The sequence below is a fragment of the Sorangium sp. So ce367 genome (assembly GCF_051520455.1).
In the GTDB taxonomy this organism is placed as follows: Bacteria; Myxococcota_A; Polyangia; order Polyangiales; family Polyangiaceae; genus Sorangium; species Sorangium cellulosum_B.
This window is the reverse complement of the sequence record NZ_CP150334.1, coordinates 6,343,225-6,361,205: the sequence shown is the minus strand read 5'-3', so window position 1 is coordinate 6,361,205 and position 17,981 is coordinate 6,343,225. Positions and strand designations below refer to the sequence as shown.

Annotated in this window: 15 protein-coding genes; 6 read left to right on the top strand and 9 right to left on the bottom strand. The window is 71.2% G+C overall.

The features are described 5' to 3' along the window. Positions 1 to 92: 92 nt before the first annotated feature. The 6 genes from clpA to WME97_RS24085 all read right to left on the bottom strand — a co-directional run bounded on the left by clpA (position 93) and on the right by WME97_RS24085 (position 7,249). Positions 93 to 2,408, bottom strand: a complete 2,316-nt coding sequence (clpA, locus tag WME97_RS24110; protein ID WP_437555090.1) for an ATP-dependent Clp protease ATP-binding subunit ClpA — start codon at positions 2,406 to 2,408, stop codon at positions 93 to 95. After that, positions 2,405 to 2,728: an ATP-dependent Clp protease adapter ClpS gene (gene clpS, locus WME97_RS24105; RefSeq protein ID WP_272093285.1), complete on the bottom strand. Its 324-nt coding sequence runs from the start codon at positions 2,726 to 2,728 to the stop codon at positions 2,405 to 2,407. The genes clpA and clpS overlap by 4 nt, the downstream gene beginning before the upstream one ends. Positions 2,729 to 3,001: 273 nt before the next feature. Beyond that, positions 3,002 to 5,578, bottom strand: coding sequence for a glycogen/starch/alpha-glucan phosphorylase (locus tag WME97_RS24100; protein ID WP_437555089.1), 2,577 nt, complete (start codon positions 5,576 to 5,578; stop codon positions 3,002 to 3,004). Positions 5,579 to 5,879: 301 nt separating this feature from the next. Continuing rightward, on the bottom strand, positions 5,880 to 6,194 hold the full coding sequence (locus WME97_RS24095) for a hypothetical protein (RefSeq protein WP_437555088.1): 315 nt from the start codon (positions 6,192 to 6,194) through the stop codon (positions 5,880 to 5,882). Positions 6,195 to 6,317: 123 nt separating this feature from the next. After that, positions 6,318 to 7,100: a DUF899 domain-containing protein gene (locus WME97_RS24090; protein WP_437555087.1), complete on the bottom strand. Its 783-nt coding sequence runs from the start codon at positions 7,098 to 7,100 to the stop codon at positions 6,318 to 6,320. Further along, entirely contained in the window at positions 7,097 to 7,249 is a 153-nt protein-coding gene (locus tag WME97_RS24085; RefSeq protein ID WP_437331036.1) for a hypothetical protein, read from the bottom strand. The genes WME97_RS24090 and WME97_RS24085 overlap by 4 nt, the downstream gene beginning before the upstream one ends. 99 nt (positions 7,250 to 7,348) lie before the next feature. Here WME97_RS24085 and WME97_RS24080 point away from each other — a divergent pair, with 99 nt between their 5' ends. From WME97_RS24080 to lspA, 5 genes are all read left to right on the top strand, one after another. Further along, positions 7,349 to 8,662 (top strand): helix-turn-helix domain-containing protein, encoded by a 1,314-nt coding sequence (locus tag WME97_RS24080; RefSeq protein WP_437555086.1) that lies wholly within the window; start codon positions 7,349 to 7,351, stop codon positions 8,660 to 8,662. Between the two features lie 27 nt (positions 8,663 to 8,689). After that, on the top strand, positions 8,690 to 9,343 hold the full coding sequence (locus WME97_RS24075) for a Vgb family protein (RefSeq protein WP_437555085.1): 654 nt from the start codon (positions 8,690 to 8,692) through the stop codon (positions 9,341 to 9,343). Positions 9,344 to 9,796: 453 nt separating this feature from the next. Then, positions 9,797 to 11,479 carry a DUF1588 domain-containing protein gene (locus tag WME97_RS24070; protein WP_437555084.1) on the top strand — a complete coding sequence of 561 codons (1,683 nt, stop codon included), beginning with the start codon at positions 9,797 to 9,799 and terminating at the stop codon, positions 11,477 to 11,479. 22 nt (positions 11,480 to 11,501) lie between these two features. Continuing rightward, a complete protein-coding gene (locus WME97_RS24065; protein WP_437555083.1) occupies positions 11,502 to 12,887 on the top strand; it encodes a DUF1552 domain-containing protein in 1,386 nt (461 codons plus the stop codon). A 105-nt stretch (positions 12,888 to 12,992) separates the two neighbouring features. Beyond that, complete coding sequence (lspA, locus tag WME97_RS24060) at positions 12,993 to 13,469, top strand: signal peptidase II (RefSeq protein WP_437555082.1); 477 nt, start codon at positions 12,993 to 12,995, stop codon at positions 13,467 to 13,469. 159 nt (positions 13,470 to 13,628) lie between these two features. Here lspA and WME97_RS24055 read toward each other — a convergent pair whose 3' ends face one another. From WME97_RS24055 to WME97_RS24045, 3 genes are all read right to left on the bottom strand, one after another. Continuing rightward, positions 13,629 to 14,378 carry a hypothetical protein gene (locus tag WME97_RS24055; RefSeq protein WP_437555081.1) on the bottom strand — a complete coding sequence of 250 codons (750 nt, stop codon included), beginning with the start codon at positions 14,376 to 14,378 and terminating at the stop codon, positions 13,629 to 13,631. Positions 14,379 to 14,424: 46 nt separating this feature from the next. Beyond that, positions 14,425 to 14,889, bottom strand: a complete 465-nt coding sequence (locus tag WME97_RS24050) for a DUF3565 domain-containing protein (RefSeq protein ID WP_437555080.1) — start codon at positions 14,887 to 14,889, stop codon at positions 14,425 to 14,427. A 133-nt stretch (positions 14,890 to 15,022) separates the two neighbouring features. After that, complete coding sequence (locus tag WME97_RS24045; RefSeq protein ID WP_437555079.1) at positions 15,023 to 16,324, bottom strand: ferritin-like domain-containing protein; 1,302 nt, start codon at positions 16,322 to 16,324, stop codon at positions 15,023 to 15,025. 337 nt (positions 16,325 to 16,661) lie between these two features. Here WME97_RS24045 and WME97_RS24040 point away from each other — a divergent pair, with 337 nt between their 5' ends. After that, a complete protein-coding gene (locus WME97_RS24040) occupies positions 16,662 to 17,759 on the top strand; it encodes a Nif3-like dinuclear metal center hexameric protein (RefSeq protein ID WP_437555078.1) in 1,098 nt (365 codons plus the stop codon). Positions 17,760 to 17,981 lie beyond the last annotated feature (222 nt).

Below are 17,981 nucleotides of genomic sequence, written 5' to 3'. Positions count from 1 at the left end.
AATCGCCCCCCAAAAGGCGCGAGTTCGTGGGAGGGGCCCCCGCCGCCCGCGCGCACGGGCACCCCCTCCCTGCTGGCTCCGTCGCTTCCGTCCTAGCCGACGGCCTCCGGCTCGACCGCCGCCCCGTTCGCCTTCGCCTTCTCCGCGCCCCCCCCGTTCGCCGCCGAGAACTTGAACGTGAACTCCCCGCCTTCGAAGTCGACCGCGACGTTCCCCCCGTTCTCGAGGGCCCCGAAGAGCAGCTCGTCCCCGAGCCGCCGCTTGATGTCGTTCTCGATGACGCGCCCGAGCGGCCGCGCCCCGTTCGCCGGATCGTACCCTCGCGTCGCGAGCTCCGCCCGCGCCCGGTCCGTCACCTCGACCGTCACCGATCGATCCGCCAGCATCGCCGCGAGCTCGCCGACGAACTTGTCCACGATGCTGCCCATGACCGACGGATCCAGCGCCCGGAACATGATGCGCGCGTCCAGCCGGTTCCTGAACTCCGGGCTGAACGTGTTCTTGTAGGCCTTGTCGTCGTCGCCCGCCGTCCCTCGCTCGCCGAAGCCGACGCGCGCCTGCGCGAGCTCCCGCGCGCCCACGTTGCTCGTCATGATCAGCACCATGTGGCGGAAGTCGCTCTTCTTGCCGTTGTTGTCGGTCAGCGTGCCGTGGTCCATCACCTGGAGCAGGACCTGGAACACGTCCGGGTGGGCCTTCTCGATCTCGTCGAGCAGCAGCACCGCGTGCGGCGTCTTCGCCGCCGCCTCCGTGAGCAGGCCGCCGCGGTCGAAGCCGACGTAGCCGGGCGGCGCGCCGATGAGCCGCGAGACGGTGTGGCGCTCCTGGTACTCGCTCATGTCGAACCGCAGGAACCCGATGCCGAGCGCCTTGGCGAGCTGCTTCGCGAGCTCGGTCTTGCCGACGCCGGTCGGCCCCGAGAAGAGGAACGAGCCGATCGGCTTCTCCGGCGCGCGCAGCCCCGCGCGCGACAGCTTGATCGCCGACGCGAGCTGCTTCACCGCCTCGTCCTGCCCGAAGATCACCGAGCGCAGCGACTGCTCGAGATCCTTGAGCTGCGCCTTATCCGACGTCGACACCTGGCGCGGCGGGATCTGCGCCATCTTCGCGACGACGAGCTCGATGTCCGCCGCGTCGACAGTGTACCCGTCGCCGTGGCGAAGGCGCGCCGCCGCGCCCGCCTCGTCGAGCAGATCGATCGCCTTGTCGGGCAGCCGGCGATCTTGCAGGTACCGCGCCGACAGCTTGGCTGCGGCGTCGATCGCCTCGGCCGTGTACGTGATCTTGTGGAACTCCTCGTAGCGCTTCTGCAGGCCCTTCAGGATCTGCGCCGTCTCGTCGACCGAGGGCTCCGACACCTCGATGCGCTGGAAGCGCCGCGCGAGCGCGCTGTCGCGCTCGAGGTGGCCGCGGTACTCCTGGAACGTCGTCGCGCCGATGCAGCGCAGGCGGCCCGAGGCCAGCGCGGGCTTGAGCAGGTTCGACGCGTCCATCGTCCCGCCGCTCGCGGCGCCGGCGCCGATGATCGTGTGGATCTCGTCGATGAAGAGGACGGATCCCGGCTGCTTCTCGAGCGCGCGCAGCACCGCCTTGAGGCGGTTCTCGAAGTCGCCTCGGTACTTCGTGCCGGCGAGGAGCGCGCCCATGTCGAGCGCGTAGACGGTCGCGTCCTTGAGCGGCGCGGGCACGTCCTTCTTCTCGATCCGCTGCGCGAGCCCCTCCACGATCGCCGTCTTGCCGACCCCGGCGTCGCCGATGAGCAGGGGGTTGTTCTTGCGCCGCCGCGCGAGCACCTGGATCGTGCGGGCGACCTCGTTCTCGCGGCCGACCAGCGGGTCGATGCGGCCCTCGGCCGCCTCCTTGTTGAGGTTCATCGTGAACGCCGCGAGCGGATCCTTGATCGGCTGCGCGGCGCCGGGCTCGCCGCCCTCCTCCGGCGGCTCCTCCCGGAGGCCGTCGTCCTGGCCCGTCTTCGAGATGCCGTGCGAGATGTAGTTCACGACGTCGAAGCGGCTGATGCCCTGCTCGCCGAGGAGCGTCACGGCCGGGCAGTCGCGCTCGGCGAACATCGCCACCAGCACGTTCGCCCCCTTGAGCTCCTTCTTGCCCGAGGACTGCACGTGCATCGCGGCGCGGCCGACCACGCGCTGGAACCCGAGCGAGAGCGTCGGGCTCGTGTCCGCGTCCTCCGGCAACACCTCGATCTCCTCGTCGAGGAAGCGCTCGAGCTTCTTCTTGAGCAGCGGGGTGTCGCCCCCCGCGTGCCGGAGGACCTCGGCCGTCTCCTCGTCGAAGAGCAACGCGTAGAGCAGGTGCTCGATGGTCACGAACTCGTGCCGGCGGCGCGAGGCCTCCCGGGTGGCGAGCGAAAAGGCGATCTCAACTTCGGGGCTGATGCGCATGGTCATTCCGGCTCGGCGGTCAACCGAAGGGGCATCGCGTGCTCCTTGGCGAAGTCCTGGACTTGGGCGACCTTGGTCTCGGCGACATCCTTCGTGTACACGCCGGCGACCCCGTGGCCGCGATGGTGCACGCTCAGCATGATGTGCGTGGCCTCCGTCTCGGTGCGGTGGAAGAACTTCATGAGGACGAGCACGACGAACTCCATCGTCGTGTAGTCGTCGTTGTGGAACACGACCTTGTAGCGGCGGGCCTTCTCGACCTTCCGTTCCCGCTCGGTCGCGAGGTCGCCCTGTTTGTCTTCTCTTTCCTCAGGATCGTTCGGCATAAATCCGTCGGGAAGGATAGCAAGAGCCCCGCCCCGGCGAGCGGCCGACGAAGAGGGCTCACGCCCCGGAAGCATGCTCCGCCGCGGCGCCCTTCGCCACGCGCGGGCCTGGATTTTCCGTCCGCCGTGGCGCCCGGCTCATGGAACCGGGCCGAGGGTGCTGCTGGGTTCGTTCGCGGGCGCCGGCCTTGTCCGGCTGGCTCCGTCCGGCGGGGCGCGGCCGCCCCGCCACAGGCGCGCGAGCGGCCCGCGGCGGAGGGCGCGCCGGCGCCGTCACACGAGCGACATGGCCGCGCCGAGGTCGATCTCGACGGGCGTGAGGCCCCAGATGTCGCGCGCGTACTCGCGCACCGTGCGGTCCGAGGAGAACTCGCCCACGCGCGCGATGTTGAGCGCGGACTTGCGCAGCCAGCTCTGCCGGTCGGCGTAGGCCGCCTCCACCTCGCGCTGACAGGCGGAGTAGGCCTTGAAGTCGGCGAGCATCATGTACTCGTCCCGGCCGAGGAGCCGGTCGAGCAGGGGCTGGAAGAGCTCGCGGTACTCCGGGGAGAAGAAGCCCGACGAGATGAGCTCGATCACCTCGCGGAGCTCCGGGTCGGCGGCCACCGCGGTGCGCCCCTCGAAGTGCTCGCCGCGGCGGGCGATCACCTCGTCGGCGGTCAGCCCGAACAGGAAGAAGTTCTCCGGGCCCACCGCGTCGCGGATCTCGATGTTCGCGCCGTCGAGCGTGCCGACGGTGAGCGCGCCGTTCAGCGCGAGCTTCATGTTCCCGGTGCCCGACGCCTCCATGCCCGCGGTCGAGATCTGCTCGGAGACGTCGGCGGCGGGGATGATGCGCTCGGCCAGCGAGACGCGGTAGTTCGGCATGAACGCGACCCGGAGCCCGGTGTGGCGCCGGTCGCCGTTCACGACGTAGGCGACGGCGTGGATGAACTTGATGATGAGCTTCGCCTGCCGGTAGCCGGGCGCCGCCTTGGCGCCGAAGATGAAGGTCCGCGGCACCACCGGCTCGCCGCGCTTCTGGCGCAGGTAGAGCGCGACGATGTGGAGCGCGTTGAGCAGCTGGCGCTTGTACTCGTGGAGGCGCTTGATCTGGACGTCGAAGATCGAGGAGGGGTCGACGTGGATGTCGAGCTCCTGCGCGATGACCTTCGCGAGCGCCACCTTGTTCGCGCGCTTCACCGCGGCGATCCGCTCGATGAACTCCGGGTCGTCGAGGTGGCGCTCGAGCTCGCGCAGCCGCTCGAACTCCGTCACCCACTTCGGGCCGACCTTCTCGGTGACGAGCGCGGCGAGCGCGGGGTTGCAGGCGAGCAGCCACCGCCTGAACGTGACGCCGTTCGTCTTGTTGTTGAACCGCTCGGGCCAGAGGTCGTAGAAGTCGCGGAGCAGGTCGCGCTTGACGAGCTCGGAGTGGAGCTTGGCCACGCCGTTCACCGAGTGCGAGCCGACGACCGCGAGGTGGGCCATGCGCACGTGGCGCTCGTGGCCTTCCTCGATGAGGGACATCCTCGCCACGCGGTCCTGGTCCTGCGGGTGGGCGTCCATGACCTCGCGCAAGAACCGCCGGTTGATCTCGTAGATGATCTCGAGGTGCCGCGGCAGGAGCCGCTCGAAGAGCGCGACGGGCCAGCGCTCGAGCGCCTCGGGCAGCAGGGTGTGGTTCGTGTACCCGAAGGCCCCGACCGTCTGCTTCCACGCGTCCTCCCAGGTGAGCAGGTGGTCGTCGATGAGGACGCGCATCAGCTCGGCGATCGCGATGGCGGGGTGCGTGTCGTTCAGCTGGATCGCGTTCTTCTCGGCGAAGCGCGAGAAGTCCGGGTGGACGCGGTTGTAGCGGTTCACGATGTCGGCGATGGAGCAGGCGACGAAGAAGTACTCCTGCCGGAGGCGCAGCTCCTTGCCCTTGTCGAAGTTGTCGTTCGGGTAGAGGACCTTGGAGATGACCTCCGACTGGTTCTTCTCGTGGACGGCGTGCACGTAGTCGCCGGCGTTGAAGAGCTCGAAGTCGAACTCCTCGCCCGCGCGGGCCGACCAGAGGCGGAGGGTGTTGACGGTGTTCGACTGGTAGCCCGCGATGGGCGTGTCGAACGGGACGCCGATGACCTGCTCGGACGGGCGCCAGACCACGCGGAAGCCGCCGCGCTTGTCGGGGACGCGCTCGGTGTAGCCGCCGAACGAGACCGGGACGGCGTGCTCGGGGCGCTCGACCTCCCAGGGGTTGCCGAAGCGGAGCCACTCGTCGGCGCGCTCGACCTGGTAGCCGTCGCGGATGACCTGCTCGAAGATGCCGAACTCGTACCGGATGCCGTACCCGTAGGTGGGCAGGCCGATCGTGGCCATGGAGTCGAGGAAGCAGGCGGCGAGCCGCCCGAGGCCGCCGTTGCCGAGCCCGGCGTCGGGCTCCTGCTCGACGAGCTCATCGAGGTCGAGGCCGAGCTCGCCGAGCACGGTCTTGAAGCTGTCGTAGATGTCGAGCGCCTGCAGGTTGGCGACGAGCGCCCGGCCGAGGAGGAACTCTGCGGAGAGGTAGTAGCCGCGCTTGACGTCCTGCTCGTAGTAGGTGTGCTGCGTCTTCGTCCACCGGTCGACGAGGCGGTCGCGCGCCGAGAGGGCGATGGCGACGTACCGGTCGAACGGCGTGGCGGACAGCGATTCCCGGGCGCGCGAGTAGTGCAGGTGATCGGCGAAGGCGCGGCGCAGCGCGGCCGGGTGCATGCCGGTGCGGGCGTCCGGCGCCGAGTTGCCGCGGAAAAATGCGGCGGGGGTGTCGCGCTGCTGGGTGGTGTTGTCTCGCTGGGCGGGGGTTTCTCTCTGACGGTTGGGGTCGGCGTCGATCGGGTTGGCCATGGCGGCGCACTTTAGACGGATCTGGCCCGCGCTGGTTGGCTGCGCGACGTGCTCGGATGAGGTTCCGTGTGGGCGGGGGTTGCCGATGGTCCCCGGGCCAAAGTGCGGTGAGAGCGGAATCCAGCCCGGCGACCTGGTGGGGGCGAGCGCGGTCAACCGGTGCCGCGGGAGAGCGGTGGGATGGCCGACGGCTGGCGGGGCGCGGCGGCGTGAGCAGCGGCGGGCTCACGATCGCTGACGCGGGCGGCGGCCAGGTGCGTCGACCCGGTCCGGCGGTGGAGTCGGGCGCGCTCGCGTCGTCTCAGCGCGGGCAGCCGCCGAGCAGCGGCGCCCCGAGCAGATCGAGCTGCTCGACCGCGCGCTGCGGCCGGCGCGCACGCAGACCCGCGCCCGTCCCCGGGGCGGCGCTCCAGGAGCTCGCCCGCAGGACGAGCTCCTCGCGGAGCGCCACGAGCTCGCGCGACGGCAGGGTGCTCGTGTCCGTCACGAGCCGCGCTCCGTCACGGTAGCCGGTCCACACGGTGTAGCCGTCCCGTGTGACCTCGATCCCGAACCTGGGGCCATAATCCGTGATCTCGTAGCTGCGCCCCAGGGCCAGGAAGCTCCACTTCTTCATCGCGACCGTCTCGCCAGTGTCCGTCGAGGCGGCCGGACCGGCCAAGAAACCGGGGGGCGGCCCCGCGCAGCGCGGCCCGCGGCCCGTGGGCGTGAGCCGCGCGGAATCCGCGAGGAGTCCGGGTCACCCGGGCCCGCGCGCCGAGGCGGCGCACCCACACGAGCCGCTTTCCCCAGCGGCTTCGCTTCGCGAGGTGCCTGACGTCGTGGGGTACCTGTCGTGATGGCGGACCCACGCCATCGTGTAAGGGAGCGCGGCCTCGTCCCGGCCGAGGGGCGTGAGATCCAGGTAGTTGTAGGTGCCGATCAGGACGTCGAGCCCGCGCGCATAGGTCGAGTAGGTGTGGAAGACCTCGTCACCGTCGCGGGCGAAGACGCTCAGCCCAGGGGCCTCGGGGAAGGGGGAGCTCGCCTTCTTGAAGTTGTACTCCATATCTCCTCGAGCGCGCTCCTCCTCACGGAACGAGACGTGATAGTCATAGTTGAAGTCCGTCTCACCCGAGGAGACCCACGGGAACGTCCAGCCCATTCGCGTCTTGAACGCCTCGATCCTGGCGAGCGGCGCGCGGGAGACGGCGCAATACGCCGTGTCGCGGGCGGCCAGGTGGACGTGGCCACCCTGGATGTTGTCGGCCACGTACGAGCAGCTCTTGCAGCCTTCATCCCAGCTCGGCGCGAACATGAAATGGTAGACGAGGAGCTGCCGGCGCTCGCCGAAGAGCTCGCGCAGCGTCAGCTTGCCTGAAGGGGCGTCGAACACATAGGCCTTGTCGACCCTCACCCACGGCAGCTCTCGGCGCGCGGCGCTCAGCGCGTCGCGCCGCCGATCGTGCTCTTTCTCTCTCTCCAGCAGCGCCAGGCGGGCCGCCAGCCACTCTTCCCTCGAAGCGATCTGGGCGCGGCTCATCGGCGCTCTCCCTTCGACGCGGGGGCGCCGGCGGCGCTCCTGCTCTGGTTCCGGTTCCGGAGCTTCTTGACGGCGATGGCGGTCACGGCGCCGGCGGAGGCCGCCTGGGCGAGGACCCATCCGATGGACGCGAGGCACGCAGGGCACATGGGGATCTCCTCCTGTGGGCGGCGCGCGCGGCGCCTCGCCGCGCCGGCCGCTGACCCGTGGAAATGACCACGGCGCCTCTGGCCGCGACAGCAACATCGATGTCGCGATCCGTTGGCGCGCGCCGCCGGGCGTGCGACGCTGCCGCGATGGATGCGACGGCCGAGGTCCCCGCCGAGCTCGGCGCGCTGGCGGCCCGCTCGCTCGCCGCGGGCGACGCGCTCGACGCGCTGAAGGTGGTCGGCCCCTTCGGAGGTCCACACGCGCTCGCGCTCCGCGGGATCGCGCTCGCGCAGATGGGCGCCTATCCGGAGGCGAAGGCCGCGCTCGGCCGCGCCGCGCGGGCGTTCGCTGCTGCGGGCGCCGAGCGCGCCCGGGCGCGCGCGAGCGCGGCCCTCGCGGAGATCGCGCTCGCGCAGCGGGAGATCGGCGAGGCATGGCAGGGGCTCGTCGAGGCGGGTGACGCGCTCGAGCGCGCCGGCGATCCCACGAACGCGGCGTGGGCTCGCCTGGGCGCGGCGCGGGCCGCGCTCCTCGAAGGCCGCGTCGCGGAGGCGGAGCGGGCGCTCGCGGCCGCCGAGGCCACGGTCACGAGCGACGCGCCCGTGTTCACCAGGGCCGCGCTGGCCCTCGTGCGCGCCGAGGTGCACGCGCGGCTCGTGCGCGCGTCCTCGGCGCGGCTCGCGGCCGAGCAGGCCGCGGCGTGGGCGCGGGCGAGCGGACATCCGCTGCTCATCGCCGAGGCCGAGCGCTTCCTCCGCGCGCACGACGAGCCCGTGGCGCGCCTCGTCCAGGGCGGCCGCGACGAGCCCGTGCGCCTCGCCGACGTCGAGGCCCTTGTCGCCGCGCCCGCGGGGCGGGTCGTCGTGGACGCGCTCCGCCGCCGCGTCCTCGACGGCGGCGAGGTGCGGGCCGACCTCGCGCGTCGACCGGTCCTGTTCGCCCTGCTCGAGGCGCTCGCCCGGGCTCACCCTGCGGCGATCGCGAGCGACGACCTCGCGCGCGCCGCGTTCGGCGTCCGCGCGGTCAACGAGTCCCACCGGCGGCGGCTGCGCGTCGAGGTGGGGCGCCTGCGCGCCGAGCTCGGCGGCGTCGGGGTCGTGCGCGCGCTCGGGAACGCGTACCGCTGGGAGCTCGGCGCGGGCGTGGAGGTGGTCGTCCTCGCGCCGCTCGATCCGGGCGACGCGGGCGCCATCCGCGCGCTCCTCTCGGACGGCGCCGCGTGGAGCGCCTCGGCCATCGGCGCCGCGCTCGGCAAGAGCGCGCGCACGGTGCAGCGCGCGCTCGCGGAGCTCTCGCTCGCGCGCGCGGTCGAGGTCACCGGCAGCGGCCCCTCGCGGCGCTACGCGAGGCCCAGAGCGGCGCTGTCGATCGCGTCACAAATGTTGCTCCTCGGGCTCGCGCTCCCTGGTTGAGTGCGCGGGGCGAGGAAGGAGTGGACCGTGAAAGCCCGACAGGCCGAGATCATCGCGGAGCGCACGTTCGAAGGGGTGGAGTCGATCCACGGGGTCGCGTTCGACGGACAGGCGGTGTGGTTCGCGCACGGCGATCGCGGAGACCTCGTGTCCACCGAGCCCGAGAGCGGCCGCGTGCTGCGTCGCCTGAAGGCGCCCGCGAGCGCCGGGGTGGCGTTCGACGGGCGCCACCTGTGGGTCGTCGGGGGCGGCAGGATCCGGAAGATCGATCCCGCGAGCGGGGCCGCGGTCGGCGAGGTGCCGGGCTTCGACGCGACGCCCGTGAGCGGGCTCGCGTGGGCCGACGGCGCGCTTTATGCGGGCATCTACCGCGAGCGGAAGATCCTCAAGATCGATCCCGAGCGCGGGGCCGTCCTCCGCACGCTCGTCTCCGATCGGCTCGTCACTGGCGTCACGTGGACCGACGGCGATCTCTGGCACGGCGTGATGTGCGAGGAGGAGGGCGCGCCGTCGGAGCTCCGCCGCGTCGATCCCCGGAGCGGCGAGGTCCTGGACCGGCTCGCGCTGCCGGAGAGCGTGCGCCTCTCCGGCGTCGAGGCGGACGCGAGCGGCCGCCTGTGGTGCGGCGACCCGGCGACAGGCAGGCTCCGCGCGGTGAAGAAGCCGCGAAAGGCGGTCTGATTCACCCTGGGTTCGACCTGCCGGCTGCAGCGGGCCAGGGGGTTCGAGACAAACTTACAGCGTGAGTGGCACCGCGCCGACCGGAAACCACTGGGCCGCTGCGCGCGGCGATGATCAAAACCGAAACCTTCGGGAATGTGAAGGCGCGCAAGGTGCGCGCAGATTTCTGCGTCGATACGATGCCCCCAGGAGAGGCGGTTCGAGAATGCGACGACACCGGGCGCCGCGAGTCGCCCGCCCGGGGCACGGCGGCCCCGCCGAGAGCAAAGTCAAAGAAGGTGCCGCGGGCGAGGGGAGCGGGGCCGCAGCGGGACCTTCGCCATCCACTGCAGCGCAACAATAACGCTGTATGGGCGGCTTCGGGCGGTTTGACTCACGGACAGCGTTTGGACTTCCAGCCTCCTCGACGGGAGCGGTTTCGATCGGCGCCGCGTACCCATGTGGAGATCCGATATGCATCTTCGATCGTTTGGCTGGATCTTCGTTCTGGGTTCTCTGGCGCCCGCCTGCACCGGGCAGCTCGGCGATCCGTCCTCGGGCGCGGCTGGCGGCGAGATTGGCAGCGACGTTCCCCCGCCGCAGGCCGACGGGAGCTTGCCGTACGCGGCGCCCAAGCCCGCCTCCGCGGCGCTGCGCGCCCGCACATGGCTGCTCACCCCGGAGGAGTACGGTCGCTCCGTCCAGGGCTTGCTCGGCGTGTCGATCGACATTTCGGACATGGAGCCCGTGCCGGACAACGGCATCTATCCGAACATGTCCACCAGCGGGCTCGTCCGCGTGACCCTGGCCGAGCAGTACGCGGCGAAGGCCGAGGCCGCGGTGCTCGCGCTCGGCGACCGGCAGCTCAGCACATTGATTCCGTGCGGCAAGGTCGACGCGACGTGCAAGGCGGACTTCGTGCGCGCGGCGGTCAGCAAGGCGTTCCGGCGGCCCGCGACGGCGGAGGACCTGACCCATTATGGCGAAGTGTTCGATCTCGCCGCCGAGTCCGGGGATCCGGCGCTGCCGTTCCGCTGGGTGTTGAAGGGCGTGCTGAACTCGCCCTATTTCTTGTACCGGACCGAGATCGGCGCGCCGAGCGACGAGGCGAAAGCGGCCTTTCGGCTGACTGACCACGAGATCGCGACCTTCCTTTCGTACAGCGTGCTCGGCGAGCCGCCCTCTGCGACGCTGGCCGCCGCCGCCGATCGCGGCGAGCTGGCCGATCCCGCGCTGCTTTCCGGGCACATCGACCAGCTGCTCTCGACGCCGGGCGCCGCCGACCAGCTCGGTCATTTCCTCGTCCAGTGGTTGCGGTTGCACACGTTCGAGGCCGAGGTGGAGAAATTCGAGGACGTGTTCCCCGGCTTCGCCGATGTGAAGGGGGCGATGTCCGCCGAGACGCAGCGCTTTCTCCGCGCGAACGGAGGCATGGAGGGCTCGATCGCGAGCCTGTTCACGGCGCCTGTACCCGAGGCCGATCCAGCGCTCTCCGCGTTTTACCGCAGCGACGCCTCGGGCGCGACGGACACCGCGCGGAGCGGCCTGCTCTCCCTCGGCTCCGTGCTCTCCAAGACAGCCAAGCAGTACCTCACGTCTCCGACGCTCCGCGGCCTGTTCATCCGCGATCAGCTGCTGTGCCAGCACATCACGTTGCCCGAGAACTTCACCCCGCCGCCGATCGAAGAGAGCGAGCTGCGCATGACCCCGAAGACCACGCGCGAGCTGTACGAGACGCACAACGCGCAGGCGGTCTGCAAGAGCTGCCACGCGCTGATCGACAACGTCGGCTTCATGCTCGAGAATTTCGACGGCGCGGGCCGCTATCGGACGCTCGAGCAGTACAGGAGCCCGTCGCTCACCGCGCCCATGGCCGCGCCGCAGCCGATCGACGCGGCGGGCCGGCTGCTCAACACCGACGTCGACGGCGAGTACGACAGCGCCGCGGGGCTGGGAGAAGCGCTGTCGCGCAGCACCTGGGTCCGCGAGTGCGTGGCGCGGCAGGCCTTCCGCTTCTATTTCGGTCAGGTCGAGTCTGCGCGCGGTATTCCGCCCGTCGTGCAGGGCACGGCGGCGCTGGATCGCACCGGTCTCCTGCGCGACCTGCTCGTGGCGCTCCTGTCTTCGCCGAGCACGGTGGAGCGCGTGCGCGAATAGCTACCGCCATCGAGGATCGAACATGCCCAGGCCCTTCGACGTATCCAGACGAGACATCCTGAAGACCGCGGCCGGCGCGATCTTCCTGGCGCCGCTGCTGCGCCACCGCGAGGTCGAGGCGCAGACCCTCGTGCCCAAGCGGCTGGTGCTGATCTTCACGCCCGACTCGCACCCGCCCGAGTGGTGGCCGACCGGCAGCGGGTCGACGTTCCAGCTCCAGGAGCCGCTCGCCGATTTCCGCGGCCTCGAGAGCAACATGTTGTTCTTGCGACGGCTCGACCATGCCTGGACGGTCGGGAATCACCACGAGGCGGGCATGGCGCAGCTGTTCACGGGCGCGCGCTTCATCGACGAGAGCTCACACCACGCGAACGGCCCCTCGCTCGATCAGATCCTGCTCAAGAGCTCCGACCTGCGCGGCGGCACGCCGATCGCGAGCATCCACCTGTGCGTCGCCGATCGCGGCGGCGCCGACAAGCGCCATATCATCTCGTACAGCGGCCCCGGCCAGCCCATGACCCACACGGCCGACCCCGCGCGCGCGTTCAGCACGATCTTCAGCGGCGTCACCTTCGACGGCGCCACGCCGACGCCCACGCCCGGCGGCATGCCGGATGCCGTCGCGGCCGCGAAGCGCAAGGCCGACCAGCGGATCCTCCAGATCAACACGCGTGAGCTCAAGACCATCCAGGGCTTCCTCGGCCAGGCCGAGCGCCAGAAGCTCGAGCTCCATGTGGAAGCGCTGTTCGAGCTCGAGAAGCGCATCGCGGGCATGGGCGGCGGCACGTCGGTACCGGCCGGCGCGGCGTGCGAGCGCGCGGACACCTCCGGCTACAACGGCAGCACCAACAACGCGACGACGATCACGCGCTGGGCGCAGATCCAGGCCGACATCATCGTGAGCGCGTTCACGTGCGATCGCACGCGGGTCGCGGACTACCACTTCAGCTTCTCCGGCGGCCACCACGAGGGCCTCCTCGGCTTCGGCCAGAGCTGGCACGACGTGGTGGCGCACGTCAGCCGCACGAACGACAGCGTCAGCGTCGGTGGTGAGTCGATGACCACGCGCCAGGCCTTCATGCTGTTCGATCGTTTCTGGGCGAGCCATATCGCCTACCTGGCGAAGCGGCTCGCGGGCATCCGCGAGGGCAGCGGCACGATGCTCGACAACACGATCCTGCTCTGGGGCGTGGAGAGCGGCACGAACCACAGCCACAACCCGCGGGACATGCAGTACCTGGTCATCGGCGGGAAGAACCTGGGCGTGAACGTGGGCCAGTACATCAACAACACCACCGCGCAGAGCTCGAACAAGCTGCTCACGTCGGTGATGAACGCGCTCGGCCACGCCGCGACGGGCATCGGCATCGAGCCGAACTGCGGGCCGCTGCCGGGCTTTCTCGCCTGAAGCCCGCTCGGGGGCGGCGCTGGCTCCACACCGTCCTCTCTCGAGCGAGAGACCGGGAACAAACCGCCAGGGCGCCGTGTTCCGTCGGCCATGGCGCGACGTGTGATGGGCTGGGTCCTGATTCTGTTCACGCTGGCCCTGGTGGGGTGCGATCATGCGACCAAGGCGGTCGCGCAGGCCGCGCTCGAGCGGCGAGGTCCCCTGTCGATCGTGCCGGGGGTGCTCGATCTCCGTTACGCCGAGAACCACGACATGGCCTTCAGCCTGCTCCGGGGCATCCAGTCGCCGGCGAAGGTGGCGGTCCTCCTGGTGTGCTCGATGGTCGTCCTCGGCGTGGTGCTCCTGGGCTGGTGGAGCAGCCGCCGCGCGTCGGTCACCGAGCAGGCCGGGTACGCGCTCATCGTCGCCGGCGCGGTCGGGAACGCGATTGACCGCGGCGTCCGCGGCTACGTCATCGACTTCATCCACCTTCACCGCTGGCCGGTGTTCAACGTCGCTGACATCGCCATCGTGGCGGGCGGGATCCTGCTCGGGATCGCGATGTTCCGGCGCGCGCGCCAGGAGCCACGCGAGGTGTCCTGAGCTTCGCCTGGTGAGACCGTCTCGCCCGAGCATGCCGGCTCCACGAGCAGCTCGGCCAGCGGCGGCAAGACCTGGAGGAAGAGCCTGCGCGCCGCATGTCTTCCGGTCCGATGTCCGAGATATCTCGAGAAGATCGACCGCCCGGTCGCGCCGCTGGGCTCAGTTGCAGAGCAGCTTCTTGAGCGCATCCATGGTCGTGGGCTTCGCGCCCGCCAGGGCGGCGGAGGCGATCTGCTGCGTCTTCTTGGCCCTGGAGCAATCGTCAGGCTGGTTGGGCGCCTGCTCCAGCAAGGGGCCGAGCTTCTCCGTGGGACCTTTCGCGTGCTTCTTGATGCAGAGCACGGGCTCGCCTTCGTGCACATAGTACCGGCGCTGCGTGACGCTGCTCGTCGTCGCCGGCTTGTCCGGCGTACCCCTCGTCCCGTCAAAGGCCCAGGATCCGTCGTCGTGCAGCGCGAAGACCAGCTGGCCCTGGTCGTAGTAGAACTGGTACGTCGACTCGCCGTGCCCCGCGTCGGCGGACGCGATCTCCGCCTTCTGGATCGCGCCGTCCGCCTGGTACAGCCGGAGCTCGCCGCGTCCCTCGGCGCCGGCGCACTCGAAGCGGAGCTCGCTTCGCGTGAGGTCCTTGCGGGCCTGGATGTCCTGATACCGGGCCCTGATCTTCTGGATCCGCGGATCGTCGAGGCTCGCCTTGGAGCCGTCGGCGGTGTCGGTGGCGGCCTGGGGTGCTGCCGCGGGCGCCGGGCTTTCCACGGCGGAGGTGCCGGCCGGGGGCGTGGTCGCGCCGGGCGCCGGAGCTCGGCCTGGCTCTGCAGGAGCCGCGGAGACGCTCGCCGACGGGGTGGGAGAAGGCGGGCTACACCCGACGACGGCGGCGACCAGCAGGGCGATGGAGGATCGGCTCATGAGGACCCAGAACGCTCGGTGTGACCGTCCCATTCAGCGGGCCGGGTTACCCGCCCTTGCGTCGAAACTCCACGAAGAACCGCACCGGGCCGTCGGGATCGACGTGGTGCAGCACCTCGGGGACGACGATCCCTGGGCTCTCTGGATCGAGAGAGAGCTCTCGACCGCCGAGCCCATCGATCCGGTAGCGCAGCCGCCCCGAGATCACGTGGATCACCCCCCATACGCCGGGCTTGGTGGAATGGTTCTTTCGCAGGCCGGAAGGGATCGTGACCTCATCGAACTCGGCCGTGCGCTTGTACGCGACCAGCCCGTCGGGCATCTCGAGCCGATCGCAGCGCACGCAGTCGAGCTCGGTGCCGAGCATCGATGCGCGGCCCTCGGACGTGACGACCCAGGGGCGCAAGAAGAGCGGCGGCTTGTGCCGGACGTGCTGGCCATGTCCACAGCTCAGCTCGGCCACCCAATCGTTCACATCGTCCTGATGGTAGCCTGTGATCGTTCGGCGCATCGTCTCGATCTACTGACCGTCTTCTGGATGTTTTTCCACTCGATCTGCGTGCGGCGTGTGTGGAGCGAGCTGCGCCTGCGCGTCGTCCATCTTCCACGTTCCACCTTCCGGTACACGTCGGATCGCGTCCTCGCTAGGACCACGCGCCCAGCAGCGCGCGCATCGCAGGCGCGATGACCTCCGCGACCGCGCGGCGGTGGGAGGCGGCCAGCGCCGCGCCGTCAGGGCGCCCATGCGCGGCGAGGGCCTCGGCCTCGGCGTCCGGCGCCGTGGCGGCCGGAGGAGGCGAGGCGAGGGCCGCCTCGAAGGCCTCGGAGACCGCCCGGCGCACCGGCTCGCCGCCCGTCTGGAGCGCCCAGGCCACGAAGCGCCACGCGAGCTCGGCGTGCCGGGCCTCGTCCTCGGCGATCGTGGCAAGGGCGCTCCGGACCGCGGCGTCGGCGGCGCGCGAGCGCTGCTCGCTGGCTTGCACGGCGGCGAGCGTCTCGCCGACGCAGCCCTCGCGGACGGCGCGCGCCGCGAGCTCGGGCAGGCCCGAGGCGACCTCGACCCGCCCGCCGAACGCGAACGGCGCCGGCGCGAGCGCCGCGCCGGCGTACGCGCTCGCCAGGCCGAAGCAGAGCGCCGCGTGGCGCACCTCGTCGCCCGCGGCCTCGTGCGCGGCCGCGAGCATGTCCGGGGGGGCCCCGACCGCCATCAGCTCCAGCGAGAACCGAGCGAAGGAGGCGACCGACGCGTGCTCGAGCAAGGCGTCGCGGAGCCATGCCTCGGCCAGCGCGGCGCGGGTCGACTGCGTCAGCGCCGCCACGTCCGGGGGCGCCGCGGCGCACCACCCGCTCGCCGCTCGCCGCTCTGCCCGCGCCGTGCGCGCGCGCTCCCCCACGAGGAACGGGCGGCCTGTGCCGCCGCAGGTCGCGACGAACTCGTAGCAGCACTCGCTACCTTGGAGGACGCCTTCACCGAGGCTTGTGTACCAGCACCCCGCGGGCGCACCGGGCGGCGACCCCGGGACGGAGGAGCCGTAGGGGTCGAAGGTCGGGCACGTGACCGCGGGTGAGCCGCCGATGCCGCCCTCGCCGGCAGTCCCTCCTTCGCCTGCAGCTCCCCCGACACCGCCCTGTCCTCCCTGTCCCGAGGGCCCCAGGGCGACACAGACCGTTCCTTCCTCGGTCCACTGGACGCCGCCTGCCTGGATTGACGTGACGGCATCGCCGCCTGGCCCGCCATTCCCGCCCATCCCTCCGCGCGCCCCCGAGCTCTCGTCGCCCGACGTGGGGCCACCACCTCCGCCCGACGCGCGCTCCAGGGTGACGTCGCCGCCGCAGGCGGCGCCTCCAGCTGCCACGTTGAGCGCCGCGGTGGCGAGGATCGCGCGTGTCAGCTGGTGAGCGAGCGCGATCCGGAATTGAGCCGGAGAAGAGGGTGCACTGGCCATGGTGCCAGAGAACAGCAGCATCCATACCAGCGCAGGATCCTCGGGCGCAGCCTTTCAGCGCGGGGAGGCCCGGCACAGCATGGCACAGGCCTGGTCTGCATCGATTGCGCCGCTGCCGCGGCGAGCCCTCGCGAGCGGCGTGACCCGCGCGCGTCGACGTCGCGCTGCGCTGCGTCCGCCCGGCGTCGAGCCGGCCGCCCGGGTCCCGGCGCGACGCGGCGTCTCCGGCTGCGCTCGGCGCCGCCGTCGCGCGGAGCTCGGCTCCGCGGTTGCCGCGTCGCCGCGTCGCCGCGTCGCCGCTGCGCCAACCGCGGTCGCCGCTGGTATAGAGGCGCTCATGACCCTCCTCCGAGACGTCCTCTCAGCGCTCGAGTCGATCGCGCCGCTCCGGTTCGCGGAGCCCTGGGACAACGTCGGCCTGCTTGCGGGCGACCCGGCGCGGCCCTCGTCGTCGGCGCTCCTCGCCATCGATTACACCCCCGAGGTCGCCCGGGAGGCGCGCGATCTCGGCTGCGATCTCGTCGTCGCCTACCATCCACCCCTCTTCGAGGCCGTGAAGCGCGTGGTCGCGCCGAGCCCCATCTTCGCGGCCATCCGCGACGGCATCGCGCTGTACTCGCCCCACACCGCGCTCGACGTCGCCGAGGGGGGCACCAACGATGTCCTCGCCGACGCGCTCGGGATCTCGCCGGACCGCGCGCCGCTCAGGAGGGCGCCCTCCAAGGCGTGGCAGCACAAGCTCGTCGTCTTCGTCCCGGAGGATCACGCCGACGCGGTGGCCGACGCCCTCGCCGAGGCGGGCGCGGGCCAGATCGGCCGGTATTCGCGCTGCAGCTTCCGCACGCTGGGGACGGGCACGTTCTTCGGGGAGGAGGGCGCGAACCCCACGGTCGGCGAGAAGGGCCGGCTCGAGCGCGTCCCCGAGGTGCGGCTGGAGATGGTCTTCCCCCGCGACCGGACCGCCGCGGTCGTGCAGGCGATGCGCGCAGCGCACCCCTACGAGGAGGTGGCGTTCGACCTCGTCGAACTCGCCGCCGAGCCGCTCAGGGCCGGCATCGGTCGGATCGGGCCGCTCGCCGGCGCGACGCCGGTCTCCGAGCTGCTCGGCCGCATCAAGGAGGGCCTCGGGGTCGACGCCTTGCTCGTGGCCGGCCCCGAGCAGCGCGCCGTCTCCCGTGCGGCCACGTGCGCCGGCGCGGGCGGCGCGCTCCTCGAAGACGCCATCGCACAGGGCGCCGAGCTGTACCTGACCGGCGAGCTGCGCCACCACGACGCCCTCCGCGCGGCGAGCGCGGGTGTCACCGTGGTGTGCGCGCTGCACTCGAACAGCGAGCGCGCCGCGCTGAAGCGCCTCGCAGAGCGCCTGCGCGCCGCGGTGCCGTCGCTGCGCGTCGCCCTCAGCGCGCGCGACCGGGATCCGTTCTCGATCCGCTGAGGCGCGGCTACCTTGATTTTGGTCGGATCGTTACCCGACAGAGTGAAGAAGGCGGACTCTGCATATGCGTACGGTGTTTAAACTCCTGCTTGCTGTCGCCGGGATCGCTCCCGCTGCTTGTTCTGGGTCGTCTCGCCCCGAGCCCGGCTCATGCACGGATGCGCCTCTCATCGGGTTCGCCAACCAGGGAGCACTGTACCGACACGATGAGTCTGTCAACGT